General features: G+C 35.8%; 23 protein-coding genes. 5 read left to right on the top strand and 18 right to left on the bottom strand.

The window, feature by feature from the left end; all coding sequences use genetic code 11:
* Window positions 1-159: 159 nt before the first annotated feature.
* From rodA to purH, 6 genes are all read right to left on the bottom strand, one after another.
* The gene (rodA, locus tag OLM61_RS09755) at window positions 160-1,395 is read right to left on the bottom strand and encodes a rod shape-determining protein RodA (protein WP_264526158.1); all 1,236 of its coding nucleotides are present in this window, start codon (window positions 1,393-1,395) and stop codon (window positions 160-162) included.
* A 15-nt stretch (window positions 1,396-1,410) separates the two neighbouring features.
* Window positions 1,411-3,375, bottom strand: coding sequence for a penicillin-binding protein 2 (mrdA, locus tag OLM61_RS09760; protein WP_264526159.1), 1,965 nt, complete (start codon window positions 3,373-3,375; stop codon window positions 1,411-1,413).
* Window positions 3,372-3,878, bottom strand: a complete 507-nt coding sequence (locus OLM61_RS09765; RefSeq protein WP_264526160.1) for a rod shape-determining protein MreD — start codon at window positions 3,876-3,878, stop codon at window positions 3,372-3,374. Before OLM61_RS09765 ends, mrdA begins: the two co-directional genes overlap by 4 nt.
* Window positions 3,871-4,695 carry a rod shape-determining protein MreC gene (mreC, locus tag OLM61_RS09770; RefSeq protein WP_264526161.1) on the bottom strand — a complete coding sequence of 275 codons (825 nt, stop codon included), beginning with the start codon at window positions 4,693-4,695 and terminating at the stop codon, window positions 3,871-3,873. The genes OLM61_RS09765 and mreC overlap by 8 nt, the downstream gene beginning before the upstream one ends.
* A 109-nt stretch (window positions 4,696-4,804) precedes the next feature.
* Entirely contained in the window at window positions 4,805-5,833 is a 1,029-nt protein-coding gene (locus OLM61_RS09775) for a rod shape-determining protein (protein ID WP_007804822.1), read from the bottom strand.
* Between the two features lie 54 nt (window positions 5,834-5,887).
* Complete coding sequence (purH, locus tag OLM61_RS09780) at window positions 5,888-7,414, bottom strand: bifunctional phosphoribosylaminoimidazolecarboxamide formyltransferase/IMP cyclohydrolase (RefSeq protein WP_264526162.1); 1,527 nt, start codon at window positions 7,412-7,414, stop codon at window positions 5,888-5,890.
* Window positions 7,415-7,580: 166 nt separating this feature from the next.
* On the opposite strand from purH, the gene OLM61_RS09785 reads away from it, so the two are divergent.
* Together OLM61_RS09785 and OLM61_RS09790 are read left to right on the top strand one after the other, a co-directional pair.
* The gene (locus OLM61_RS09785; protein ID WP_264526163.1) at window positions 7,581-8,828 is read left to right on the top strand and encodes an ABC transporter permease; all 1,248 of its coding nucleotides are present in this window, start codon (window positions 7,581-7,583) and stop codon (window positions 8,826-8,828) included.
* Between the two features lie 97 nt (window positions 8,829-8,925).
* On the top strand, window positions 8,926-9,972 hold the full coding sequence (locus OLM61_RS09790) for an NAD(P)-dependent alcohol dehydrogenase (RefSeq protein WP_264526164.1): 1,047 nt from the start codon (window positions 8,926-8,928) through the stop codon (window positions 9,970-9,972).
* Between the two features lie 159 nt (window positions 9,973-10,131).
* Here OLM61_RS09790 and OLM61_RS09795 read toward each other — a convergent pair whose 3' ends face one another.
* The 4 genes from OLM61_RS09795 to OLM61_RS09810 all read right to left on the bottom strand — a co-directional run bounded on the left by OLM61_RS09795 (window position 10,132) and on the right by OLM61_RS09810 (window position 15,463).
* The gene (locus OLM61_RS09795; protein WP_264526165.1) at window positions 10,132-10,500 is read right to left on the bottom strand and encodes a DUF5004 domain-containing protein; all 369 of its coding nucleotides are present in this window, start codon (window positions 10,498-10,500) and stop codon (window positions 10,132-10,134) included.
* 338 nt (window positions 10,501-10,838) lie between these two features.
* The gene (gene accD / locus OLM61_RS09800; protein WP_017498373.1) at window positions 10,839-11,693 is read right to left on the bottom strand and encodes an acetyl-CoA carboxylase, carboxyltransferase subunit beta; all 855 of its coding nucleotides are present in this window, start codon (window positions 11,691-11,693) and stop codon (window positions 10,839-10,841) included.
* Between the two features lie 82 nt (window positions 11,694-11,775).
* The gene (gene fbaA, locus OLM61_RS09805) at window positions 11,776-12,843 is read right to left on the bottom strand and encodes a class II fructose-bisphosphate aldolase (RefSeq protein ID WP_017498372.1); all 1,068 of its coding nucleotides are present in this window, start codon (window positions 12,841-12,843) and stop codon (window positions 11,776-11,778) included.
* Between the two features lie 58 nt (window positions 12,844-12,901).
* Entirely contained in the window at window positions 12,902-15,463 is a 2,562-nt protein-coding gene (locus OLM61_RS09810) for an outer membrane protein assembly factor (protein ID WP_264526166.1), read from the bottom strand.
* 37 nt (window positions 15,464-15,500) lie between these two features.
* On the opposite strand from OLM61_RS09810, the gene OLM61_RS09815 reads away from it, so the two are divergent.
* On the top strand, window positions 15,501-16,229 hold the full coding sequence (locus OLM61_RS09815) for a TrmH family RNA methyltransferase (protein ID WP_264526167.1): 729 nt from the start codon (window positions 15,501-15,503) through the stop codon (window positions 16,227-16,229).
* 9 nt (window positions 16,230-16,238) lie between these two features.
* On the opposite strand, the gene OLM61_RS09820 is transcribed toward OLM61_RS09815, so the two are convergent.
* From OLM61_RS09820 to OLM61_RS09835, 4 genes are all read right to left on the bottom strand, one after another.
* Window positions 16,239-16,949, bottom strand: a complete 711-nt coding sequence (locus OLM61_RS09820) for a porin family protein (protein ID WP_173966564.1) — start codon at window positions 16,947-16,949, stop codon at window positions 16,239-16,241.
* 1 nt (window position 16,950) lies between these two features.
* Window positions 16,951-17,682: a bifunctional demethylmenaquinone methyltransferase/2-methoxy-6-polyprenyl-1,4-benzoquinol methylase UbiE gene (gene ubiE / locus OLM61_RS09825; RefSeq protein ID WP_264526168.1), complete on the bottom strand. Its 732-nt coding sequence runs from the start codon at window positions 17,680-17,682 to the stop codon at window positions 16,951-16,953.
* Between the two features lie 578 nt (window positions 17,683-18,260).
* Entirely contained in the window at window positions 18,261-18,743 is a 483-nt protein-coding gene (locus OLM61_RS09830; RefSeq protein ID WP_264526169.1) for a dihydrofolate reductase, read from the bottom strand.
* Between the two features lie 11 nt (window positions 18,744-18,754).
* Window positions 18,755-19,099 (bottom strand): 2TM domain-containing protein, encoded by a 345-nt coding sequence (locus OLM61_RS09835; RefSeq protein ID WP_264526170.1) that lies wholly within the window; start codon window positions 19,097-19,099, stop codon window positions 18,755-18,757.
* 237 nt (window positions 19,100-19,336) lie between these two features.
* Between OLM61_RS09835 and OLM61_RS09840 the strand changes: the two genes are divergently transcribed.
* A complete protein-coding gene (locus tag OLM61_RS09840; RefSeq protein WP_264526171.1) occupies window positions 19,337-19,633 on the top strand; it encodes an isoamylase early set domain-containing protein in 297 nt (98 codons plus the stop codon).
* Window positions 19,634-19,672: 39 nt separating this feature from the next.
* On the opposite strand, the gene OLM61_RS09845 is transcribed toward OLM61_RS09840, so the two are convergent.
* From OLM61_RS09845 to OLM61_RS09860, 4 genes are all read right to left on the bottom strand, one after another.
* Window positions 19,673-20,524: a thymidylate synthase gene (locus OLM61_RS09845; RefSeq protein WP_264526172.1), complete on the bottom strand. Its 852-nt coding sequence runs from the start codon at window positions 20,522-20,524 to the stop codon at window positions 19,673-19,675.
* Window positions 20,525-20,639: 115 nt separating this feature from the next.
* The gene (locus OLM61_RS09850) at window positions 20,640-21,263 is read right to left on the bottom strand and encodes a bifunctional nuclease family protein (RefSeq protein WP_173966558.1); all 624 of its coding nucleotides are present in this window, start codon (window positions 21,261-21,263) and stop codon (window positions 20,640-20,642) included.
* 166 nt (window positions 21,264-21,429) lie between these two features.
* On the bottom strand, window positions 21,430-22,398 hold the full coding sequence (locus OLM61_RS09855; RefSeq protein ID WP_264526173.1) for an electron transfer flavoprotein subunit alpha/FixB family protein: 969 nt from the start codon (window positions 22,396-22,398) through the stop codon (window positions 21,430-21,432).
* Between the two features lie 66 nt (window positions 22,399-22,464).
* Entirely contained in the window at window positions 22,465-23,211 is a 747-nt protein-coding gene (locus OLM61_RS09860; protein ID WP_264526174.1) for an electron transfer flavoprotein subunit beta/FixA family protein, read from the bottom strand.
* 493 nt (window positions 23,212-23,704) lie between these two features.
* On the opposite strand from OLM61_RS09860, the gene OLM61_RS09865 reads away from it, so the two are divergent.
* Window positions 23,705-24,682, top strand: a complete 978-nt coding sequence (locus OLM61_RS09865) for a pyruvate dehydrogenase complex E1 component subunit beta (RefSeq protein ID WP_264526175.1) — start codon at window positions 23,705-23,707, stop codon at window positions 24,680-24,682.
* The last annotated feature ends 58 nt before the right edge of the window (window positions 24,683-24,740 follow it).

Consider the following 24,740-nt stretch of genomic DNA (forward strand, 5'->3'; position numbering starts at 1 on the left):
TTTATGGGATATATTTTCTCTTGTGAGATGTGAAATGTGAGATGTAAAATGTGAGTTGTGAAATGCAACCTCTCTAAATATCAACTTCTGAATCATTGCACCTCTGAATAAAAAACTTAGCATCTTAGTGCCTCAGAACCTTAGCGCCTTAAAAAAAAACTACCATTCATTCACTTTGTTGGCATCCATTTTTAAGAAGATAAACAACAAAATTGTGAATCCCCAGAGTCCGGAGCCTCCATAAGAAAAGAAGGGCAGAGGAACTCCAATTGTTGGGAAAATTCCAATAACCATGGCAATATTAACAAAGAAGTGCGTAAATAAAATTCCTGCAACACAATAGCCATAGACCCTGCTGAATTTTGTTTTTTGTCTTTCGGCCAGGTAAATGACTCTTAGAAATAGCCCTACGAAAAGTGCGATTACTACTAAAGATCCTGCAAAACCCCATTCTTCACCAACGGTTGTAAAAATGTAATCGGTGTGCTGTTCCGGAACGAATCCTCCTTTGGTTTGTGTTCCTTCAAGGAAACCTTTTCCAATCCATCCTCCTGATCCAATAGCAATTTCGGACTGATTGGTGTTGTATCCAATACCTTTCATGTCCACACTTTTTCCTAATAAGATATTAAAACGGTCACGGTGGTGCTGTTTGAAAACGTTATCAAAAACGTAATCTACAGAGAAAACAAAACCTGAGATAACAAGCAAAAGAATACCGCTTAAGATAATGTTTCGGTCAACCACTCTTCCTTTGAAATGTATGATCGTTAAAACTCCCAAGGAAATTAGAACAACAACATAAGGTTCCAGAACAAGTGTTAATACAAACAATAGAATGGTGATAAAACCAGTCCATACGTACCAGGATGGTAAACCTTCTCTGTACAATACAACAATAAAAATACTATAGATTAGGGCACTTCCCGGATCGGGTTGAGGTAAGATCAATAATACCGGTAAAAATACAATGGCGAGGGCCTGAATTTGTCTGTTGGTATCTTTCAGGTTGATTTGTGTATCACTTAAATATTTGGCTAATGCCAATGATGTAGCAGCTTTAGCAAACTCAGACGGCTGTAAAGTAAAGCTTCCGATCGCGTACCAACAACGCTGTCCGGCAATCGTTTTTCCAAAGAGAAACAAACCGGCTAAGGATAATAAGGAAACTCCAAAAATAATACTGGCGTATTTTTCATAGAACTTTCCATCCACAAAAAGTACCACAAAAATCAAAGGGACGGTACATCCAATAAAGATTAATTGTTTTTGATAAGTTCCTTCTGTTGATAATAATGATGAGGAATAGATATTTAGCCACCCTAATATCACCAACGAAATGTAGATAAAAACGCTTATCCAGTCAATGTTATTTTTTACACTTTGATTTTTCATTTGAAATAATCTTTGTTAGTTCTTTTTAGTGGTGTCTGATACTGTTTTTTTAACTTCTGCTTTAGGTGTTACCGGTTTAGGAGTAACAATTTTAGCTTTTAAAAGGGAATCTTTTGGCGTAGATTCAATTGCGCTGGCTTCGTTCATACCGCCAAGTTTCGCATATTCACTGGCCAAACTTTTGTTTAAAACCCTGGTTTCCAAATCGGTTCTTGTGATTTTATGTCTCAGGTATTTTTCAATCATTAAACTGGCAATCGGACCCGCTACTGTAGCTCCAAATCCTCCATTTTCAATCATAATTGCAATTGCAATTTTAGGATTGTCTTTAGGGGCAAAAGCAACAAATATAGAGTGGTCTTTAAGCTGTGTTCTTTTTCCGTTAATCTTTGCAAAATTTTCTGCTGTACCCGTTTTACCGCAAATATCAATACCCTCTACGCGAAGCGCATAAGCTGTTCCTTTGTTGTAAACGTCAAACAAACCGCTGATGACCGGTGGGAAATATTTTTGGTCAATTGAGGTAACGTGTTTGGTGGTAAATTTAGCATCAATTTTTCTTCCTTCAATTTTTTTAATGATATGAGGCGTGTAATAGTAACCCTGATTGGCTACAGTTGCCATCATATTTGCCAATTGAATAGGGGTCATTAAAACCTCTCCCTGGCCAATAGAATTCGATACGATAGTGGTGCTTCTCCATCCTCCGTTAGGATAAATTCGTTTATAGGTTTTGGATGTCGGAATGTTTCCTTTTTTACCTGTTGGCAAATCATAGCCCATAAACTGTCCTAGTCCAAAACTTTTTACGTGATCACTCCAAACATCTACCGCCTTAGCCGGATTGTTGTATTTGTTTATGGTCAACATATAAGATTGTGCGAAATAGGTGTTACAGGAATTGTAAATTCCGTTATGCAACTGATGAGGTCCAAAACCGTGACATTTCATAAAACGCCCTCTACCATAGCTAAATCCATGGTGGCACATAAAGGTGGTTTGTTCGTTGATAACGCCTTCCTGCAAAGCAACCAGACCTGTCAGGATTTTAAATGGAGAACCCGGAGGATACTCGGCCAAAAGTCCTCTGTCGTACAGTGGTTTTGCGATCGAATCGTGATACAAAAGGGTATAGTTTTTAGAACGCTGTCTTCCAACTAAAATTCCGGGATCATAAGAAGGCGCGGTTACTAATGCCAGAATCTCACCGCTTTTAGGTTCGATAGCAACAATACCACCTCTTTTATTGATCATTAATTCTTCTCCGTATTTCTGAAGTTCGGCATCGATTGTGAGGTTGATGTCTTCTCCGGCTACGGCGATAGTATCGTATTTACCCTCTTTGTAAGAGCCAATTTCTCTGTTGTATTTGTCTTTCTGAATGTATTTTACACCTTTAATACCGCGTAAAATATCTTCATAGCTTTCTTCAACACCTTGTTTTCCAATTAAATCTCCACTATTGTAATATGGATTTTTGGCAATTTGTCGTTCGTTTACCTGTGTGATGAAGCCAAAGATGTTTGCGCCGTAGTCTACGTCATAGTCACGAAGCGAACGTTTTTGAAAATAGAACCCTTCGTATTTTCGAATTTTCTCCTGAAAAGCGGCAAACTCATTTTTGTTCAGCTGTGCTAAAAATACCGAAGGAAGCCTTGGGCTGTATACCTTGGCTTTGGCAATTCGTTTGTCGTAATCTTCTCGTGTAATGTTTAATAAAGCACAGAATTCAGGAATATTAAGGTCTTCCTTGATTTCTCTCGGAATTACCATGATATCATAAGAGGCCTGATTGGCAACTAATAATTTCCCGTGTCGGTCATAAATATAACCTCTTTCAGGATAGTCGTATTTTTTCTTTATTGCGTTATTTTCGGATTTTAACTTAAAGGTATCATCAATAATTTGCAAATAAAAGATCCTGATCACTAGCAAAGATGCTGCAATAATAATTAAAGAGGGCAGCAGGACTTTTCTCATCGTTTATTAGGCTTAATAAGGTAAATTATGATAATGGAGGTGATTATTGTAAAGATAGAGCTAAATAAAGTTCGGAGTAAAACATCCAGAATAAATTTAAACTGAAAAGCTTCTAATACAAACAATACGATATGATGCAATACGACAGAAACGAGAATAAAAGAAAACCTTTCCGGGGTTAAGGAATCATTCAGTTTAATGGTTTGATATTCGTAGCTAAGTCCAAACGAGAATTTAAAAATGTACGGCCTGTAATACGCAAGTACAAGACAGGCTGTTGCGTGAATTCCGCCCGAATTGCAAAACATGTCCATGATAATTCCAAGCAAAAAGCTCGATACAATCAAGCCGGTTCTGTTGCTGTTAACCGGATACAAAATAATGTACAAGATGTATGGGAAGGGACTTATGTACCCTAAAAAATTCATATTATTGAAAATAACAACCTGAATTGCTAGTAACATAATAAATCGAAAAATATTGAGTAACAAAGCGCTATTCATTTTTTCCCTTGTTTTCTAAATTAATAAGTTCTTCTCTGTCCTTACTCTTGATGATGTATACGTGTCCAAGATTGGTCATATCGTTAAATAGCTTAACTTTTATGACATAAAAACTTGAATTTTCTTTTTTGTATATATTTTCTACAGTACCGATATTAATTCCTTCCGGGAAAATTACAGATTGCCCACCGGTTACGATCGTATCTCCTTTTCTAACAGAAGCTAGTCTCGGAACATCTTCCAGCTGCACAAATCCCGTGCTTTTTCCATCCCAGGTTAAAGAACCAAAGTGATTTGTCTTTTTTAGTTTAGCGTTGATCTGTGATTTCATATTCAAAATACTCACTACAGTTGCATATCTTGGTGAAGTATTGTCTACCACTCCAATAATTCCTAAGCTATTAATAACTCCCATGTCTGGTTTTACACCATCATTTGATCCCGAGTTAAGCGTGATAAAATTTTCGTGAGTGTTGTAGGAGTTGTGAATTACTTTTGAAACAATAATATCCGCAGGTTTAACTCCTTTTACGCTGTCTGCTAAAGGTAGTTTTGTGGTGTCTTGTTTGTTGAATAATAGACTTTTTAATCTTGCGTTTTCAAGTACAAGTTCGTCATTTTCAGTTCTTAAGTTCAAGTATTCGTTTACGTGATTGATTTTCTCATAAACACCTCCGGTTAAAAAATTAGCCGAACTGATTATTTTACTTCTGTGATAAGAATGTGATTGAACTGAGAGCGCTAACGAAATACCTAAAAGCAGCAAAAACAGCAATCGATTACTGTTTCTTATAATGAAATTAAAAATTTGCTGCATTTCTTGTTTGGTTATTTTGTTTCAGGATATGCTTTTGGTTTCAAAATTTATTAGAGTTGAACGTTTGAATTCAACTCTAATAAAAATATATTGATTGTTATTTTGAATCTTATTTGATTAAGATACTTTTAAATTTCGCAATGTTTTTAAGCGCCATTCCGGTTCCGCGAACAACTGCTCTTAACGGGTCTTCAGCAATATAAACAGGTAAATCTGTTTTTTGTGAAATACGTTTGTCAAGACCTCTTAACATCGATCCACCACCCGCTAAATAAATACCAGTATTGTAAATATCGGCTGCTAATTCAGGTGGAGTCTGAGATAATGTTTCCATTACCGCATCTTCGATACGTTGAATTGATTTGTCAAGTGCTTTCGCGATCTCACGGTAAGAAACGTCTACTTGTTTTGGTTTACCGGTAAGTAAATCTCTACCCTGAACTGACATATCTTCTGGTGGTCCGTCTAAATCTTCGATGGCGGCACCAATTTGAATTTTTATTTTTTCAGCAGTACTCTCTCCAACAAAAAGGTTGTGTTGTGTACGCATATAATAAACGATATCGTTTGTGAAAACGTCACCTGCAATTTTTACAGATTTGTCACATACAATTCCACCTAATGCAATAACTGCAATTTCAGTAGTACCTCCTCCAATATCAACAATCATGTTTCCTTTTGGTTGCATGATATCGATACCAATACCAATTGCTGCTGCCATTGGCTCGTGAATTAAGTAAACTTCTTTTCCGTTTACTCTTTCACAAGATTCTTTTACCGCTCTCATCTCCACTTCGGTAATACCGGAAGGAATACAAACCACCATTCTTAAAGCTGGAGTAAACATTCTTTTCTTCAATGCCGGTATACTTTTGATGAACATGTTGATCATCTTTTCTGAAGCATCAAAATCTGCAATTACACCATCCTTCAAAGGCCTTATGGTCTTGATGTTTTCATGCGTTTTACCTTGCATCATATTGGCTTCCTTACCAACAGCAATGATTTTGCCTGATATTCTATCACGTGCAACGATCGACGGACTATCAATAACAACTTTATCATTATGTATGATTAAAGTGTTTGCGGTACCAAGGTCTATCGCAATATCCTCGGTCATGAAATCAAAAAATCCCATAAGTTTTTTAGGGGTTTAAAATGTTATAAATTATTTTGAACAAAGTTAAACAAATTAATGTTTAAAATGACGTGTTCCCGTAAATACCATTGCAAGATTGTTTTCATTGCAATAATTTATGCTTAATTCGTCTTTTATTGAGCCTCCTGGCTGAATAACAGCAGTTATTCCTGCTTTTTTGGCTAATTCTACACAATCCGGAAACGGAAAAAATGCATCACTTGCCATTGAAGCACCGGTTAAATCAAATCCAAAAGCTTTTGCTTTGTCAACTGCCTGAACTAAAGCATCTACTCTTGAGGTCTGACCTGTTCCTGACGAAATTAATGTTCCGTTTTTAGCAAATACGATTGTATTTGATTTGGTGTTTTTACAAATTTTTGAAGCAAATATTAAATCTTCTATCTCTTCAGCTGTAGGCTCTGTAATAGTAACGGTTTTTAAATGCTCTTTAGTATCTGTAATATTATTTCTGTCCTGAATTAACAAACCATTAAGACATGTTCTTACTTGTCTTGAAGGTAATTCAACTTCATTTTGAATTAAAATGATTCTGTTTTTCTTTTCTTGTAAAACAGCAATTGCTTCTTCATCATAAGCTGGGGCAATTACCACTTCGCAGAATAACTTGTTGATTTCCTGTGCGGTATCAAGGTCGATTTTAGTATTTGCAATCAAAACACCTCCAAAAGCTGATGTAGGATCACAAGCCAAAGCCGCTAAATAAGCCTCGCTAATTGTTTTTCTGGAAGCTAAACCACAAGCATTGTTGTGTTTTAAAATCGCAAATGTTGGTCCGTCAGTTTTAAACTCATTGATTAAGTTTACTGCGGCATCAACATCTAATAAGTTGTTGTAGGATAATTCTTTTCCGTGAACTTTGTTGAACATAGCGTCAAAATCACCAAAGAAAAATCCTTTTTGATGAGGGTTTTCCCCGTATCTTAAAATCTGACCATCTGCAATACTTTCTTTGTAAATGGTTTCGTCAGTATTGAAATAGTTAAAAATAGCACCGTCGTAGTGAGAAGAAACGTGGAAAGCTTTTGTAGCAAGCAATCTTCTGTTTTCAAGAGTCGTGGCTCCATTTTGTGTCGTAATCAAATCTAAAAGCAGGCTGTACTCGTTTACCGAAGCTACAATTACCGTGTCTTTGAAGTTTTTTGCACCGGCACGGATTAATGAAATTCCACCAATGTCAATTTTTTCAATAATATCCTGCTCGCTTGCACCTGAGGCAACTGTTTTTTCAAACGGATACAAATCAACAATTACCAAATCGATTTGCGGAATATCAAATTCCTTCATTTGCTGAACGTCACTTTCGTTATCCTGACGGTTTAAAATTCCACCAAAGATTTTCGGGTGTAATGTTTTTACTCTTCCTCCAAGAATTTCAGGGAAAGAAGTAATATCTTCAACAGGAACTACAGGAATACCAAGATTTTTTATAAAGTCTTCGGTTCCTCCGGTCGAGTAAAGTGTTACATTTTGTTCGTGTAATTTTCTAACGATTGGCTCTAAACCGTCTTTTGAAAAAACAGATATTAATGCCGATTGTATTGTTTTAGTTGTGCTCATCGTGTAGTTATGATTTTTGAGACTGCAAAAGTAGTTTTTTTAAACATTATTTTAAAGAAAATTAATGTAACATTATGCTAAAAAAATCTACTGATGAGTAAGTTAACTTTTATTAGGTTTTTGATTTTAAATTATTGAATTTTACTTTATTGAAAAATACGACTATATGCTGGTTTATCTTAGATTATTAAAAGAAAGTTTGAGCTTTGCTGTTAATGCTTTGCGAAATAATAAACTGCGAACTTTATTGTCTTTGTTAGGAGTAACAATTGGGATTTTTTCAATTATCGCTGTTTTGGCGGCAGTTGATTCTTTAGATCGTAAAATTTCTAAGGATTTGAGCAGCTTGGATAAAAATACAATTTATTTAATGAAGTTTAGTTTTGGGCCTTCCGAAATTCCACAATGGAAAAGAGATCAGTTCCCAAATGTAAAATACGATGAATATGTAGGGTTGAAGAACTCGTTAACAAATACCGATCAGGTAGCGTATCAGCTTTTTGTAAAACACGAGAGTTTAAAATACGATTCAAAAACCGTTAGTGATGTCAATATTATTCCTTCGTCAAGCGAAATTGTAGATATTGAAGGATTGAGCTTTGAAACAGGAAGGTTTTATAATGAATCAGAGTCCAACTCCGGTAAAGCCGTTATTGTTTTGGGTTACGAAATTGCCGAGGGACTTTTCGGCACAAGTGATCCGATTGGAAAAGATATTCGTTTGTACGGACAGCGTTTTACGGTTATTGGTGTAATTGCAAAACAGGGGGCGGGTTTCTTTGGAGACAGTAATGATACATCGGTTTATCTGCCGGTCAATTTTTTACGCCGAATGTATGGTGACAGCGATGCTATGACTCCCGTAATTGTTGTGAAACCGGAAAAAGGGGTAGACATGGATGCTTATAAAGCGCAGGTTGCACAAAAAATAAGAGCTATTCGCGGTATGAAAGCCGGCGAAATAGATAATTTCTTTATTAATGTACTTTCCGGATTTACCGATTTTATAGACGGAATTTTGGGACAAATGAATGTTGTGGGATGGATTATCAGCGGATTTTCTCTTTTGGTTGGCGGGTTCGGAATTGCCAATATTATGTTTGTATCCGTAAAAGAACGAACTCATTTAATTGGAATTCAGAAATCCCTGGGAGCTAAAAATCGATTTATTTTGTTTCAGTTTTTATTCGAAGCGGTTATTCTTTCTGTTATTGGCGGTATAATTGGCTTGCTGATGGTTTGGGGTATTGCGTTTGTTTTGACAAAAGTACTTGACTTCGAATTTGTTTTAAGTGCCGGAAATATCATTTTAGGAACCGGACTGGCGGCGCTTATCGGATTAATTTCGGGGATACTGCCGGCGATTTCTGCTGCAAATCTAGATCCGGTGGAAGCGATTCGAACCGGAATGTAATCCCATTACAGAAAAAATCATTTCCGAAGCACTTTAATTTTGGCTTTGCTGTTGAATTTTATCGTAATTTTAATACCCTAATTTAAAAAGCGATAATATGATACCAGTAAAAGCTTATGCAGCCTATGATGCTGTAAATCCGTTAAAACCTTATACGTTTGAAAGAAAAGAAGTTGGTGCTCATCAGGTTCAGATCGAAATTTTATACAGTGGCGTTTGCCATTCTGATATTCATACTGCAAAAGGCGACTGGGGGCCTGTTGACTATCCCTTAGTCCCAGGTCACGAAATTGTGGGCCGAATTGTAGCTGTTGGAAGTGAAGTCTCTAAGTTTAAAGTTGGAGAACTGGCAGGGGTAGGTTGTTTTGTAGATTCCTGCAGAGTTTGTCCGAGCTGTCAGTCGGGTGAAGAACAGTTTTGCGATGAAGGAATGACAGGAACTTATAACAGTGTTGAAAGAGGAACCAATATTCCAACACGCGGCGGATATTCAAACAGTATTATTGTGGATGAAAGCTATACCCTTCACGTTTCTGAAAAGCTCGACATAAGAGGAGTTGCCCCGTTACTGTGTGCCGGGATTACTACTTACTCTCCATTACGCTATTTAAAAGTAGGCAAAGGACATAAAGTTGGAGTTTTGGGACTTGGCGGTTTAGGACATATGGCGGTGAAATTTGCAGTCTCTTTTGGTGCCGAAGTTACTATGTTGAGTCACTCTCCTTCAAAAGAAGCAGATGCGAAGAAATTAGGAGCGCATAAATTTGCGTTAACCTCAAATCCTGAGACAATGGAGTCGTTAGCGAATAGCTTCGATTTTATCCTCAATACCGTTTCAGCAAAACATGACCATAATGCCTATCTGAATTTGTTAACGACTAACGGAACCATGATTGTTGTTGGAGCTCCTCCCGCACCTGCCGAAATTCCTGTTTTTACTTTGATTATGAAAAGAAGAAGTATCATTGGAAGTTTAATAGGAGGGATAAAAGAAACGCAGGAAATGTTAGATTACTGTGCTGAACATAATATTACTTCTGATGTTGAAATTATCGATATGGCCTACATTAATGAAGCTTACGATCGTATGAATAAAAGTGATGTGAAGTATCGTTTTGTAATTGATATGGCTTCTTTGAAGTAGCTAAGGTTGTGAGGTGCTAAGATTTTGAGTTTTTTGTTATAAATAGTATATTCCTTCGAAGCTTAATCACATAAAAAAAGTCCGTAAAGTTTGTCTTGGAGCTTTGCGGACTTTTTATCTTTATTAGGTGTGTGACTTATTATGAGGTTTTTTGACGTATTAGTTGTCTACCTTTTTGTATTCTAAAGTTCCAAGCTGATCCTGGGTAACTACACGTTTTTGACTATCGAAGTATTCAATTTGAAATTTCACAGGCATTAAATCAACCGTAACAGTTAAAATAGCGTTGTCTTTGGAGAGTTTCCATTTGCCGTTGATGCTTTTTTCTCCTACAATTCCTGTAAATTTTCCATCTTCGTTGAAGACCTGAAAAACCTGATCGCTATTGAATTTCTCTTTGATGTCTTTTTCTTTTCCGTTTTTAGTAAGTTTTACCAGTTGCCATTTTCCTATAAGTTCTTTTGACGTTTGTGCCTGGATGGAGAGTGATGCTAGCATAATTAAGGCCAGATAAACAATCTTTTTCATAAGGTTACGATTTTAAAGTTAGATTTTGAGGGATTAACAAGTATTGATAAAAATACAATTTTTCAGACAAATATTATTTAATCATTACGATTACAAGTTAAGAAAAATTCCGAAGGAATGAAATGTGGGTAGTAATGGAAATTATTCCGTTGAGAGATGAAACGCCATATTTAAAGTTCCGTAGGAACGAAATATTTTGTAGCAACGGAATTTATTCCGTTGAATATGATGAATTGCGCATTCATGAGTTCCGTAGGAACGGCACATATTATTCCGCATAAACAAAAAAAATCCCAAGAAAATTTCCTTGGGATTTTGTGTATTTAGAAGTTTAAAAACTATCTAATATCATTATTCTGAATCAAATCGATATACAAATTGATTTTGTCTTTCAATTCTTTTCTTGGCGTGATAAAGTCAAGGAAACCGTGCTCTAATAAGAACTCGGCAGTTTGAAAACCTTCCGGTAAATCTTTACCAGTTGTGTCACGAACTACACGTGGACCAGCGAAACCAATCAAAGCACCTGGCTCAGAGATGTTGATGTCTCCTAACATAGCGTATGATGCGGTTGTTCCTCCGGTAGTTGGATCTGTACAAAGTGAGATGTATGGTAATTTAGCTTCTGCTAATTGCGCTAATTTCACAGATGTTTTAGCCAGCTGCATTAACGAATAAGCGGCTTCCATCATACGTGCACCACCTGATTTTGAAATCATTACAAAAGGCAATTTGTTTTTGATCGCGTGATCAATACCTCTGGCGATTTTTTCTCCCACAACAGCTCCCATAGATCCACCAATAAAGGCAAAATCCATACAGCAAATTACAAGTTCTTTTCCTTTAGATTTTCCCACTCCGGTACGCACTGCGTCCTTTAAGTGTGTTTTCTCCATTACGTCTTTCAATCGTTCTGCGTATTTTTTTGTATCCACAAAATGCAGAGGATCTTTAGAAGTCATGTTTTTATCTAATTCAACAAACTCATTATTGTCGAATAAAATTTCAAAATAGGTTGCGCTTCCAATTCGAACATGAAAATCATCTTCCGGGCTTACAAATAAGTTTCGGGCTAATTCGTCAGCGTCAATAATTTTTCCTGTAGGAGATTTGTACCACAATCCTTTCGGAACGTCCATCTTATCTTCAGTAGCAGTTGTAATCCCTTTTTCCTGTCTTTTAAACCAAGCCATATTGAATGTTTTTTTTGTTTCAGGCTTCAAGTTTCAAGTTGCGAAACCTGAAACTTGAAACCTGAAACTTTCAACTTTTTTATTATAATGTATTTACGTTATTCAAGTCTGCAAAAGCTTGCTCAAGTCTCGTGTTGAACGTTACTTCGCTTTCACGTACCCATTTTCTTGGGTCATAATATTTTTTGTTCGGAACATCAGCACCTTCCGGGTTACCAATTTGAGTTTTTAAATAGTCAATATTTTTAACCATATAATCACGAATTCCTTCTGTGTATGCAAATTGTAAATCGGTATCGATATTCATTTTGATTACTCCGTATCCAATTGCTTCTCTGATTTCTTCAAGTGTAGAACCTGAACCTCCGTGGAAAACAAAATCTACCGGGTTATGACCAGTGTTGAATTTGTTTTGAACGAAATCCTGAGAATTTTTTAAGATTTTCGGAGTCAATTTTACGTTTCCTGGTTTGTAAACACCGTGAACGTTTCCAAAAGCAGCAGCAATTGTAAACTTAGGGCTTATTTTAGATAATTCTTCATAAGCATAAGCTACTTCTTCTGGCTGAGTGTATAATTTTGAACTGTCAACATCAGAGTTGTCAACGCCATCTTCTTCACCACCTGTAATACCAAGTTCGATTTCTAATGTCATTCCCATTTTGCTCATTCTTGCCAGGTACTCTTTACAGATTTCGATGTTTTCTTCGATTGGCTCTTCAGACAAATCGATCATATGTGAACTGTATAATGGTTTTCCTGTTTCTGCAAAATGTTTTTCAGAAGCATCTAATAAACCATCAATCCAAGGTAATAATTTTTTTGCACAGTGGTCAGTATGAAGAATTACAGTTGCTCCGTAAGCTTCTGCCAAAGTATGAATGTGTTTTGCTCCGGCGATTCCACCAGCGATTGCTGCTTTCTCTCCTGCATTAGATAATCCTTTTCCAGCGTTAAATTGTGCTCCTCCGTTAGAGAATTGAATAATAACCGGTGCATTTAATTTTGCAGCAGTTTCAAGAACTCCATTGATTGTACTTGAACCAGTAACGTTTACTGCAGGTAAAGCAAATCCTTTTTCTTTCGCATAGTTAAAAATCTCCTGAACCTGATCTCCTGTAGCTACCCCTGGTTTAATATTGTGTGCCATTGTAATTTTTTTTAGTTGTTTTTAGTTTTTAGGTTGCAAAAATAAGAATTAATTAGCATTAGAATGGATAATTTATTCCAAAATTTAAAACCGAGTGACCAAAATTGTATTCTTTAAACCAGCGATCTCCCTTCTCATGTGCTGGGTTATAGGTCTTAAAGCCCATATCCAAACGAATAACAAAAAAGCTCAAATCGTAGCGTAAACCAAATCCTGTACCCAACGCAATTTCAGCTAAATCGTTTACGCCAGAGAATTTTGCCTTCTCGTCAACCACATTATCGAGCACATTCCAGATATTTCCGGCGTCTGCGAAGATGGCTCCTTTAACAGCACCAAAAATTTTAAAACGAAGTTCAGCACTCATTGCAATTTTCATATTGGCCTCATTAAAATCGTTTACGGCATCGGTACTTCCCGGACCCAAAGCATAGGGCTGCCATGCACGGTTGTCATTTGAACCTCCTGCATAATAACTTCGTGAGAACGGAATGTAGTTTGAGTTTCCAAATGGAATCGCAATTCCGAAAAAGCTTCGTACAGCCAGTACTTTTTCTTTTCCAAAATCCCAGTGTTTGATATAGTCAAATTCGGTTTTGATGTATTCTGAATACTCCAGATTGAAAATTTCATAATTACCGTTTCCGTTTTTCTGAAAGTTCCCAACACGCGAAATAGCAGATAACAAACTACCAGCCGATTCTATTTTGGTTTTAAACTGATAAAAAGTATTATCGGCAAGATCTTTTTTAGTGGTTTTGGTAAAACTATAGCTGGTGGCTAAAATAAAGTCATTTTCAGTCAGACGAATCCTTCTTTCTTCTATGCTTTCTACATCTCTATAGTTTGGATCTGAAGGAGTCAGGGTTGTTTTTCGGGATAATACATCACTAGTAAATCCGGCAGTTCCTTCAGGAATAGTAAGATTTTTGTCGGTAGTGTTGTCGAAATAGGAGTCGTTTATATTGTAGTTTTTACCGATATTGTTAAGTTCTCTATAGGAAGAAGTATATACGTTAAAGTAGTTATTCGGATTTAAATTGCGTACGAATTGTGCATTAAGCAATTCAAATTTTGCTGTATTCCCTCGTTTAGGAGACCAGTTGTAAGCAATTCCTCCGGTGAAATTTTCTTTGTCCAGACCAATGTTTCTTTGTTTGGAAAAACCTCCGGCAATACTGGTGGAAGGAATCATTCTTTTTGGAATAATTTTTTCAGTTCCAAAAGGCAATAAGATTCTTGGGAAATTTAGTTTTAAATCAACACCATACTCCGAAACGTTGAAGAAATTGTTGTTCGGATTCGCCATATCGCGCGATGAACCTAAATTCAAACGGGTCGAAATTTCTAAAGTTTCAGCTCTGTTAAAAACGTTTCGGATTGTTTCGGAAATACTGGCTCCGATACCAAAATCTTGAATATTAGAGTGTGTAACGTCAAAAGTAGCTCCAAAGCTGTATTTCTTTCTTGGCGTAAGGTAAACATTCGCAATTAAGGACTGTGCGGTCGAGTCGCGTTTGTCCACTTCATATTGAATAGACGGGTAATTGAAAATTTTCAAGTTGTTCAGCGATCTTGAAGAAAGGGTCGTTCTGGTATCCGAAAAAGTACTTCCCTTATTGATAAAAACCGCATCGGTAATGGCGCGTGGTTTGTATTTCAGTTTTTTATAACTGTATAGGTTGAAGTTGTTGTAAGTAGTGCTGTCTGTAATTTTGTTTTTGGCATTTGCAGCAGAATAATCGGTGTAGATGTTTACATCGCTAATTTTGTACAATTTAAAAGGCTCTGTTCTGCTGGAATCTCTTTCCTGAATGTTGTTGTTGTTTACAATCAGCATTACATTGGCTTTGTCCTTTTTGCCAATAGTATCGATGTCAAAAGTCACATAGGTAGGCTGAAAATAATAGGCTCCGTGGTTTCTGAAATAGGTTGTAAGACGGTTTTTTTCTTCTTCAAAATCACTGGTTTTGTATTGTTTTCCTGATTTTATAGCCGAAGGGTCATTATTAATCCGATACAATGAGTCTAACGCAGGAGTCATTATTTTGGTTTTAATCGTGTCTAAAGTGTAGGCAGGGCCAGTTGCAATATTGTAATTTATTTTGGCTTTCTTTCTTCCGACACTGTCAATGCTATAATCTGTTGCTACCTTAAAATAACCATTGTTAAAATAATAGTATTTTAGACGCAGAAGTGTTTTCTTTGTTTTGGCAGTGTCAATAATTACGGGTGCTTCACCGGTGCTTTTTAGGAATTCATGAATACCTTTGTACAGGAAAGATTGTCCAAGACGATCGACTTGTTTGGCCGATAAAAGTTTGGACTGGCGTTCGTACAACCCCGGATTGTTTTTGAATTTAGCCTTGTAGGTAGAATCCGGATTTAAATTGGCTAAGTTGTATAAGTTTAAACGAAGACGATATCCTAATAGGGTACCGTTTGGTTTTTGATACATTTGATTGAAGGCCGTTTCGTCGTTAGTTGACTTGCCATTTACAAGAATAGTATTTTTAACAAGAAGATTTTTTCCATCAGGAACTCTTTTTACAGCATCACAAGCGCAAATAAATATTGCTATTAGGATAAATGCTATTATTTTTGTGGAATTCTTTTTCAAGTGTTCTTAAATATTTAATTCAAAAGTACATTATTTTATGGTTAGTAAAAACCAAATAAAACTTATCTCAGGTTTACATCAAAAAAAGCAACGTTTTGCAAATCAATTGTTTTTCGCCGAAGGAGTAAAAGTAATTCAAGAATTGTTGCAATCCAATTTTGAATTAGAGCATTTATACACGACTCTAAATGATTTTGAAGAAGTTCATTCTTCAAAGCGAACGCTGATTTATGAGCAGGAACTTAAAAAAATAAGTGCTTTGTCTACCCCAAATTCCTGTTTGGCGGTTTTCAAAATTCCTGCCGAAAAGGAAATAATCGATTCGGGTTTGATTTTAGCATTAGACGATATTCGCGATCCCGGAAATTTAGGTACCATTTTGCGTCTTTGTGACTGGTTTGGTATCAAACAAATTGTTTGTTCTAAAGAAACCGTTGATATTTACAATCCAAAAGTGGTGCAGGCCACAATGGGATCTATTACCAGAGTAAATGTTAGTTATGTCGATCTCGAAACTTTTATAGCTCAAACCAAATTAGCTGTATTTGGAACTTTTATGGATGGCGAAAACATATATAAATCCAATTTGCCTCAGGATGGAATCATTATTATGGGTAATGAAGCCAATGGTATTTCGGCAGAAATTGAAAAAAGGGTCACAAACCGAATCACAATTCCAAGATTTGGAGAGCTTCAAAAAACTGAAAGTTTAAATGTAGCTACCGCAACAGCAATTATTCTTAGTGAATTTAAACGAAATAGTTAAGTATTTGTTTTAATGGAAAGTAAAATTTATTAAAATAGCTCTTGATTTCATCGAATCGATATTGTCCGTCCATGGGCTAGGTCCGTTTGCCGGATTATCACGAATTAGTTCATCGCTGATCCCAAACATTCCTCGTATAGAAGGAGAGAAGATGAAATATTCAGAGAAAATGTCAATTCCAAAACCCAGTTCGTAAGCAGCAGTCCATTGTTTTACTCTGAATTTCCCTTCAAAGTTGTCGTCTTTTGATTTGGCATTGCTCGATAAATTCAGTGTCGAAGACATTCCGCCAACTAAATAAGGACGTATGTTTCCGGTACGCAAAGCAGAGAATTTCAGAAGCAAAGGAAAATGAATGTACGTACTGTTTACTTCTCTAAGATAGTCTTTTTGTAAAGGTAAATTTGGATAGTGCAAGTCACGTTTTGTATAGTACAATCCCGGTTCAAAACGAAGATTGATGTATTCTTGCAGTCTTAAATCGGCTACAACACCAACATTAAATCCGGTTGTTTTTTTTACCTGAATATCCGGACCGGGAGCTTTGTAGTCAAACTTAAAATCGAAACTGTTAAATCCAAGATAATAACCAAAATACAGGCGTTGTTTTTGCCAGTTTTCGAGATTGATAATAGGATCTTTGCTAAACATACTCTTAGCAAATTGCGAATATCCTTGTGTCGATAAGACTAATAGAAGTAAGACTACAGTTTTTTTCATACTATTTTTTAGATGCAGAATAAATGGTTGCAACGCCAAAAGTTTGAGGCATTGCCACAACATCTATAAACCCAATTTTTCTTAAAATATTGTTCAAAGCTTCTCCGTAAGGAAAAACTGCAGCAGACTCAGACAAATAGCCATAGGCTGAATTGTCTTTAGAAAACAGTTTTCCAATAATTGGAAGGATGTTTTTGCTGTAAAATTTATAGCCTTGTTTGTAAGGTGTTTTGTCCGGAACTGAAGTTTCCAGAATTACAAAAACGCCATTTGGCTTTAAAACTCTTAGGATTTCTGCAAAACCTTTCTCCAGGTTTTCAAAATTTCGAACTCCAAATCCAACCGTTATGGCATCAAAGTAATTGTCGTCAAAAGGAATTTTTTCAGAATCTCCTAAAACCAAATCGATAGTGTTGGATAATCCTTTTGCCTGAACTTTTTTCTTTCCTACTTCCAGCATTCCGGCTGAAATGTCTAAACCGATGATTTTTTCAGCGTTGGTTTGTGACATTAATATCGCCAAATCACCTGTTCCGGTTGCGATGTCAAGAATAATTTTTGGTTGGGTATCCGAAACGATTTTAAGTACTTTTTTTCGCCATTTGGTATCAATTCCAAATGAGATCACACGATTTAGATTGTCATAGTTACCGGAGATGTTGTCAAACATTTGGGCAACCTGCTCTTTTTTACCTAAAGAAGAGTCTTTATATGGGGTTATTTTTTCAGACATTTTTTTTATTTACGCAAATATAATACAATCTGTCTTAACTGTAATTGGGTTTTTTATTTTGTGCTTTAATTGTTTTAAAAGTAGCCTTTTAATTGGTGTGGGAGATTTCATTTTCTGGCATCACCAAAAATGGTTATTTTGAAAAAATCACCAAAAGTGGGTATTGTGGGACGATGCATTTATGTGCACTTTTGTCTTAGTAATAATAATGAAGTTTTAAAGATTGATCTTTAAAAAATGGCTCAAACAATTGAGTATTACTTTACACTTGTACTTAATTTGTTCAGGAAAGAGGTTGAAAAAAAGTATTGTTCTTGGGGGTCAATACTCTATTCTTTTTTTTAAAGTGTGAAATACGTTCTTAGGATTAAATTTGTTTTTGGAAATTTGTCTTTAATATCTTAGTGGTATTTGTTATTAAAGACGGCCCGTGAGATAAAATCTCAACAAACAGTGTTATTCAATTATTTCAGATGCTATTCTGGCATTTGTTATTCTATTTAAACTTATTTCCTGAGTGAGTCCATTATCAAGGTTAATTACATTTAAAAACATCCTCCTAAAAGAGGATGTTTTTTTTATTTCTTGATATAGGTCTCGTAAGTATAATCGTAAAGATGTTTCTCGTCTTTAAAGTTTTCTTCTGCTTCTACAAGCTGCCACTCATTTTCGTTAATTTTAGGAAAAAAAGCATCTGCGTCAAAAGTGTGGTGTACTTTGGTAATTTCAATGATATCCGTGTAAGGCAGCCCGAGGTTGTAAATTTCACCGCCTCCAATAATATAGGAGTCCTCGTTTTCAGGACAAATTGCGATTGCTTTTTCAATAGAATCTACCACAATACAGCCTTCCGGTTGATAATCATTCTGGCGCGTTATCACAACATGAACCCTGTTGGGTAAAGGTTTTGGGAAACTTTCGAAAGTTTTTCTCCCCATAATGATGTGATGATTGGTCGTAAGAGATTTAAATCTTTTAAAATCATTTGGTAAATGCCAAACTAATTCATTGTTTTTTCCAAGTGCGTTATTTTCGGCAACAGCCGCTATCATTATAATCATGGCATTCTAAACTAAATTTTATTTTCAGAATCTTCATTTACTTTCGACTCTAACTGAGTAATTCTTTTCTGTTGCAAAGCAACAAGCCGGTCAATTTGTTCTCTTTCCCATTTTTTGTTCATAAAACGGTCTGTAATGTACACTTTGATGAAATGTAAAATAAAGATAAAGAACCAGATTGTGATGACCCAAATACACCAGTTTTGCCCAGTGGTGGCTCCTAAACCGAAAAATCTATTGGCGATAAACAAAAATAAACTTCCTAAAAGAAAAAGTACAAAATGAAAATAAAGGATCTTCTTTTGTCTGATTCTTCTTCTGGCATATTCGTATTGTTCGTGTGCTTCCTTTTCCATAAGATATAAATGAGGTCATAAAGTTAAAATTTATTTTGTAATGACCCTATTTAGTTTCGGGAATATTTCTTTTAAAGCGACTTAGCACTTTGAAATCCAAAATTTTATGCGGATTTATTTATTGATATGGTTAAAAAAATAATGTGTTTTTGATATTATCACAAATCGATTACAGGAGTGTCCGGAGTTCAGGTGAATTTATGTAATTTAGTCTATGAATCTAAAAATTAAACAGTTATGTCTTTAAAGAAACAATTTGTGAAAACAAAACCGGTATGTAAAGTCACCTTTACAATAGAAGCAAAAGAGGCAAATTCGGCAGCGGTTGTTGGTGATTTTAACAATTGGAATCCCGAAGAAGGAACTTTAAGTAAGTTGAAAAATGGAACTTTTAAAGCAACTTATGACTTGGTGAAAGATGCTATTTACGAATTCAAATATGTAATTGACGGCGTTTATGCGAACGATCCTGAGGCAGATTCGTATAAGTGGAATGATTATGCCGGAAGTGAAAATAGCGTTCTGGTAGTATAAAAAAATCCGCTTAAATCTTAAGCGGATTTTTTTTATGTTTTATACAGCAACACTTCCTTTTATGCCGGCATGCGGCTCGTAATCTAAAAGCGTGAAGTCATTATAATCAAAATCGAAAATGTTTTTAATCTCCGGATTTAAAACCATTTTTGGTAAAGGTTTTGGCTCGCGTGTTAGTTGCAGCTCCAATTGCTCAAAATGATTGTTGTAAATGTGCGCGTCTCCAAAAGTGTGAATAAACTCCCCCGGATCCAGATCGCAAACCTGTGCAATCATTAAGGTAAGCAAAGCATAAGAAGCGATGTTAAACGGAACTCCTAAAAATATATCGGCACTTCGTTGGTACAATTGGCAAGAAAGTTTTCCTTTTGTTTCTCCTTTTTCAGTGTCAGGACTTGTAACATAAAATTGAAAAAAGGCATGACAGGGAGGTAAGGCTGCTTTGTTGTTGGCAACGTTTTCTTCGAATGATTTTTTGGTATCCGGCAATACCGAAGGATTCCATGCTGAAACCAGCATTCTTCGGCTATTCGGGTTTGTTTTTAGCTCTGTAATTAATTCAGAGATCTGATCAATTTCTTCGCTGTTCCAATTGCGCCATTGATGTCCGTAAACAGGACCTAAATCGCCATTAGAATCTGCCCAGGCATCCCAGATTTTTACTCCGTTTTCCTGAAGGTATTTTACATTTGTATCTCCTTTTAAGAACCACAGCAGTTCGTAAATGATCGATTTTAAATGCAGTTTTTTGGTAGTAACCATTGGGAAACCTTCACTTAAATCAAATCGCATTTGGTAACCAAAAACACTTTTGGTTCCTGTTCCTGTTCTATCTCCTTTTTGACAGCCGTTATCTAAAACATGCTGTACTAAATCTAAGTATTGCTTCATGGTGCTTTAAGCTTTGGGCTTTAAGCTTTAGGCTTTATCCTAAATGCTTATAGCTTGTTTTTTATGTTTCGCGCTTTAAGCTTACGGCCTAATGCCTGTGGCTTATCGGCTTAAATTATCTTTTCGAAATTTCGTCCCTAATTTTAGCTGCTTTTTCATAATCTTCCTGAGAAACGGCCTGATCTAAAAGCTCGTTAAGTTCCTGTAGGCTATGTTTGGCGTAAACATCTCCGGATTGGTTGCTTTCTTCTTCGCGGCCAAAGGTTTCCGGATTCGAAAGCACATCATCAATTTCCTGAGAACCCTGATCGGTTTCTGCGGTATTTGATTTTAAATAAATTCCGGCTTTGTCCAGAATATTTTTGTAAGTGAAAATCGGTGCATTAAAACGCAAAGCCAAGGCAATAGCATCAGAAGTTCGGGCATCGATAATTTCCTCGATTTTATCTCTTTCGCAGATTAAACTCGAATAAAAAACACCATCAACAAGTTTGTGAATAATCACTTGTTTCACCACAATGTCAAATCTTTCAGCGAAGTTTTTGAACAGATCGTGTGTTAACGGACGAGGAGGTTTAATTTCTTTTTCCAGGGCGATAGCAATAGATTGTGCTTCAAAAGCACCAATAACTATTGGCAATTTTCTTTCGCCATCAACTTCATTCAAAATTAAGGCATAAGCGCCATTTTGAGTTTGACTGTATGAAATTCCTTTTATAGATAATTTTACTAGACTCATATATGTGGGAAAAAAAGGGCAATTATTGCCTCATTTTAATACTTTTTTTGATTGAAAAATAAAGGTGCAATTTTAATCAAAAAATATGGAACAAAAAAGCTACCTAAAACAAAGATACGATTTATCTTGTTTTTAGGTAGCTATATTTTTAGAGAGAATTTTTAAACTAAGAATGTTGTGCTTTAAAAGCTTTTAGTTTCTCAATTAATTGCGGAACAATTTCGAAAGCATCACCAACTACTCCGTAATCAGCTACTTTAAAGAAAGGAGCCTCAGGATCATTGTTGATTACAACTTTTACTTTTGAAGAGTTGATACCTGCAATGTGCTGAATTGCACCGGAAATTCCTATTGCAATGTATAAGTTAGTGGCAACCGGTTTTCCCGTTTGTCCAACGTGTTCACTGTGAGGTCTCCATCCTAAGTCAGAAACCGGTTTAGAACATGCTGTTGCAGCACCTAATACTGCAGCAAGATCTTCAACTAATCCCCAGTTTTCCGGACCTTTTAATCCACGTCCTCCAGAAACTACAACGTCAGCATCAGCGATAGATACTTTTCCGGTTACTTTTTCTACAGATTCTACTTTTACTCCAAAATCATTGTCACCAATGGTTGGGTTAAAATCTTCTTCAGTAGCAGATCCTGCACTTTCAAAAATTCCGTAAGAGTTTTTAGCCAGACCAAGAACTTTTACGTCTGTAGCGATTTCAGTAATGTTGAAAGCCTTGTTAGAGAAAGCATTTCTTTTTACCTGAAAAGGGGAAGTACTTACCGGTAATCCAACAACATTTGAAGCGAAACCAGCATTTAAAGCTACTGCAACTAATGAAGAAAGATAAATACTGTCTGTTGTAGAAGAAAGTAAAACTACTTTTGTAGCTTCTTTTTCAGCGGCTTGTTTGATAACGTCAGCATAAGCTTTGGCAGTAAAACCAGCTAATTTATCGTTATTTACTTTTAATACTTTATCAACTCCGTATTTTGATAATTCGCTTACATCGCTAATGTTTACAGTTAAAGCGGTAACTGTTGTTCCTAAAGTTTCGGCTACTTTTTTAGCGTAAGAAGCCAATTCGAAAGCAACTTTTTTAAATTTTCCTTCTGCAGATTCTGCATATATTAATATTGACATAATTTTTTGTTTAGAAGTTTAAAGTTTCAGGTTTCAGAGCTGAAAACTGATACTGAATACTGATTACTAGATTACTTTCGCTTCGTTGTGTAATAAATTGATTAACTCATCTAAATTATCAGGAGAAACTAATTTTACTGCTGATTTAGGAGCTGGTTTTTCAAATTTCACCGCTTTTGTATTTACAGGAGCATCAACTGGTTCAAGAATGGTTAAAGCTTTTGTTCTTGCTGTCATAATTCCTCTCATGTTTGGAATACGAAGGTCTTTTTCTTCAACAAGACCTTTTTGACCACCAATGATTAAAGGTAAAGTAGTGCTTATTGTTTCTTTTCCACCATCGATTTCACGAACTGCTTTTACATTGTTGCCTTCAACTGTGATAGCGGTACAAGAGTTTAAAAAGTTAGACCCTAAGATTCCGGCGATCATTCCAGGAACCATTCCTCCGTTGTAATCTAAAGATTCTTTTCCGGCAATTACTAAATCATAACCACCATTTTTAATTACTTCTGCCAATTGTTTTGCAACAAAAAAACCATCAGTTGGGTTAGCATTTACACGAATCGCTTCGTTTGCACCAATTGCCAAAGCTTTACGTAAAGTAGGCTCAGTATCAGGTCCTCCAACATTTACAACAGTTACAGTTGCACCTTGTTGCTCCTGAAACCAGATTGCACGGGTAAGACCAAACTCGTCATTAGGATTAATTACATATTGAACACCATTGGTATCGAATTCTGAGTCACCATTGGAGAAGTTAATTTTTGAAGTAGTATCAGGCACATGGCTGATGCAAACTAATATTTTCATAAGTATATATTTTGATAAATTATAAAATGCTTCTACAAATTTAGAAATTAAAATTGAAATAATATACTATGCATGCATAATATTTTTTTAAAACTATTACGTTTTCGCAGATTCTGAAATTATGAAAGCCTTTTAGGGGCATCAAATAGTGATAATGTAGTGATGTTTGCTGATTCTTAGGGATTTTTCAAAATGGGGGAGCTGGAGAACTGTTAAAATTCACCTCAATTTATACTATAATTTGAGATGCTGCGTTAGAGAGGAAGAATTTTGCTGAATCAGAATCCAACAAAAAAAGTTGAGTTTGTCTGAAAAAAGTTTTTTGGGTGATAAAGTAGTTATTATATCGATTTCGTAAATGTCATAATAAAATTTAAAAAGTTAAAAGCGGATGACAGAAGGAAGTTCGTGTGATTTTAAATTTAATTTATGCTTTTAAGTTATTTAAAATATTTATTTTTGCTCTTCAGAAAATTCAACATACAATATAAATATGAGAACAATACAATTTAGAGAGGCCATTTGTGAAGCGATGAGCGAAGAAATGCGTCACGATGAATCCATATATTTAATGGGCGAAGAAGTTGCAGAATACAACGGAGCTTACAAAGCTTCAAAAGGAATGCTTGCTGAGTTTGGCGAAAAAAGAGTAATCGATACTCCAATTGCTGAGCTTGGTTTTACAGGGATTGCAGTAGGATCAGCTATGAACGGATGTCGTCCTATTGTAGAGTACATGACTTTCAACTTCTGTTTAGTAGGTATTGATCAAATTATAAATAACGCTGCTAAAATGCGTCAAATGACAGGTGGACAATTTAATGTGCCTATCGTTTTTCGTGGACCAACTGCTTCTGCAGGTCAATTAGGAGCGACTCACTCACAAGCTTTAGAAAACTGGTTTGCTAACACTCCGGGACTTAAAGTTGTGGTACCTTCAACTCCTTATGATGCAAAAGGACTTTTAAAATCGGCTATTCGTGATAATGATCCTGTAATTTTTATGGAATCTGAGCAAATGTATGGTGACAAAGGAGAGGTGCCGGACGGAGAATATACAATTCCATTAGGAGTTGCCGATATTAAACGCGAAGGAAAAGATGTTACAATTGTTTCTTTTGGTAAAATCATCAAAGAAGCTTTTATTGCAGCTGATGAATTAGCTAAAGAAGGGATCTCTTGCGAAATTATCGATTTAAGAACAGTTCGTCCAATGGATAAAGAGACTATTCTTACTTCTGTTAAAAAAACAAACCGTTTGGTAATTTTAGAAGAAGCATGGCCGTTTGCAAGTGTTTCATCTGAAATCACTTATATCGTTCAGGAACAGGCTTTCGATTTTCTTGATGCGCCAATTCAACGTATAACAACAGCAGATACACCTGCGCCTTACTCTCCTGTTTTACTAAAAGACTGGTTGCCAAATGCAGCTGATGTAGTAAAAGCAGTAAAGAAAGTAATGTACAAATAGTAAATTAAACGATACTTATAAAACTTCATCAGTCATACCTATTATTGATGAAGTTTTT

The sequence above is a fragment of the Flavobacterium sp. N502536 genome (assembly GCF_025947345.1).
Taxonomy (GTDB): Bacteria; Bacteroidota; Bacteroidia; order Flavobacteriales; family Flavobacteriaceae; genus Flavobacterium.

Excerpts from the sequence above, each read along its gene's own strand:
- rodA (WP_264526158.1), bottom strand. The coding sequence starts at position 1,395 with ATGAAAAATCAAAGTGTAAAAAATAACATTGACTGGATAAGCGTTTTT.
- mrdA (WP_264526159.1), bottom strand. The coding sequence starts at position 3,375 with ATGAGAAAAGTCCTGCTGCCCTCTTTAATTATTATTGCAGCATCTTTG.
- OLM61_RS09765 (WP_264526160.1), bottom strand. The coding sequence starts at position 3,878 with ATGAATAGCGCTTTGTTACTCAATATTTTTCGATTTATTATGTTACTA.
- mreC (WP_264526161.1), bottom strand. The coding sequence starts at position 4,695 with ATGCAGCAAATTTTTAATTTCATTATAAGAAACAGTAATCGATTGCTG.
- OLM61_RS09775 (WP_007804822.1), bottom strand. The coding sequence starts at position 5,833 with ATGGGATTTTTTGATTTCATGACCGAGGATATTGCGATAGACCTTGGT.
- purH (WP_264526162.1), bottom strand. The coding sequence starts at position 7,414 with ATGAGCACAACTAAAACAATACAATCGGCATTAATATCTGTTTTTTCA.
- OLM61_RS09785 (WP_264526163.1), top strand. The coding sequence starts at position 7,581 with ATGCTGGTTTATCTTAGATTATTAAAAGAAAGTTTGAGCTTTGCTGTT.
- OLM61_RS09790 (WP_264526164.1), top strand. The coding sequence starts at position 8,926 with ATGATACCAGTAAAAGCTTATGCAGCCTATGATGCTGTAAATCCGTTA.
- OLM61_RS09795 (WP_264526165.1), bottom strand. The coding sequence starts at position 10,500 with ATGAAAAAGATTGTTTATCTGGCCTTAATTATGCTAGCATCACTCTCC.
- accD (WP_017498373.1), bottom strand. The coding sequence starts at position 11,693 with ATGGCTTGGTTTAAAAGACAGGAAAAAGGGATTACAACTGCTACTGAA.
- fbaA (WP_017498372.1), bottom strand. The coding sequence starts at position 12,843 with ATGGCACACAATATTAAACCAGGGGTAGCTACAGGAGATCAGGTTCAG.
- OLM61_RS09815 (WP_264526167.1), top strand. The coding sequence starts at position 15,501 with ATGGTTAGTAAAAACCAAATAAAACTTATCTCAGGTTTACATCAAAAA.
- OLM61_RS09820 (WP_173966564.1), bottom strand. The coding sequence starts at position 16,949 with ATGAAAAAAACTGTAGTCTTACTTCTATTAGTCTTATCGACACAAGGA.
- ubiE (WP_264526168.1), bottom strand. The coding sequence starts at position 17,682 with ATGTCTGAAAAAATAACCCCATATAAAGACTCTTCTTTAGGTAAAAAA.
- OLM61_RS09830 (WP_264526169.1), bottom strand. The coding sequence starts at position 18,743 with ATGATTATAATGATAGCGGCTGTTGCCGAAAATAACGCACTTGGAAAA.
- OLM61_RS09835 (WP_264526170.1), bottom strand. The coding sequence starts at position 19,099 with ATGGAAAAGGAAGCACACGAACAATACGAATATGCCAGAAGAAGAATC.
- OLM61_RS09840 (WP_264526171.1), top strand. The coding sequence starts at position 19,337 with ATGTCTTTAAAGAAACAATTTGTGAAAACAAAACCGGTATGTAAAGTC.
- OLM61_RS09845 (WP_264526172.1), bottom strand. The coding sequence starts at position 20,524 with ATGAAGCAATACTTAGATTTAGTACAGCATGTTTTAGATAACGGCTGT.
- OLM61_RS09850 (WP_173966558.1), bottom strand. The coding sequence starts at position 21,263 with ATGAGTCTAGTAAAATTATCTATAAAAGGAATTTCATACAGTCAAACT.
- OLM61_RS09855 (WP_264526173.1), bottom strand. The coding sequence starts at position 22,398 with ATGTCAATATTAATATATGCAGAATCTGCAGAAGGAAAATTTAAAAAA.
- OLM61_RS09860 (WP_264526174.1), bottom strand. The coding sequence starts at position 23,211 with ATGAAAATATTAGTTTGCATCAGCCATGTGCCTGATACTACTTCAAAA.
- OLM61_RS09865 (WP_264526175.1), top strand. The coding sequence starts at position 23,705 with ATGAGAACAATACAATTTAGAGAGGCCATTTGTGAAGCGATGAGCGAA.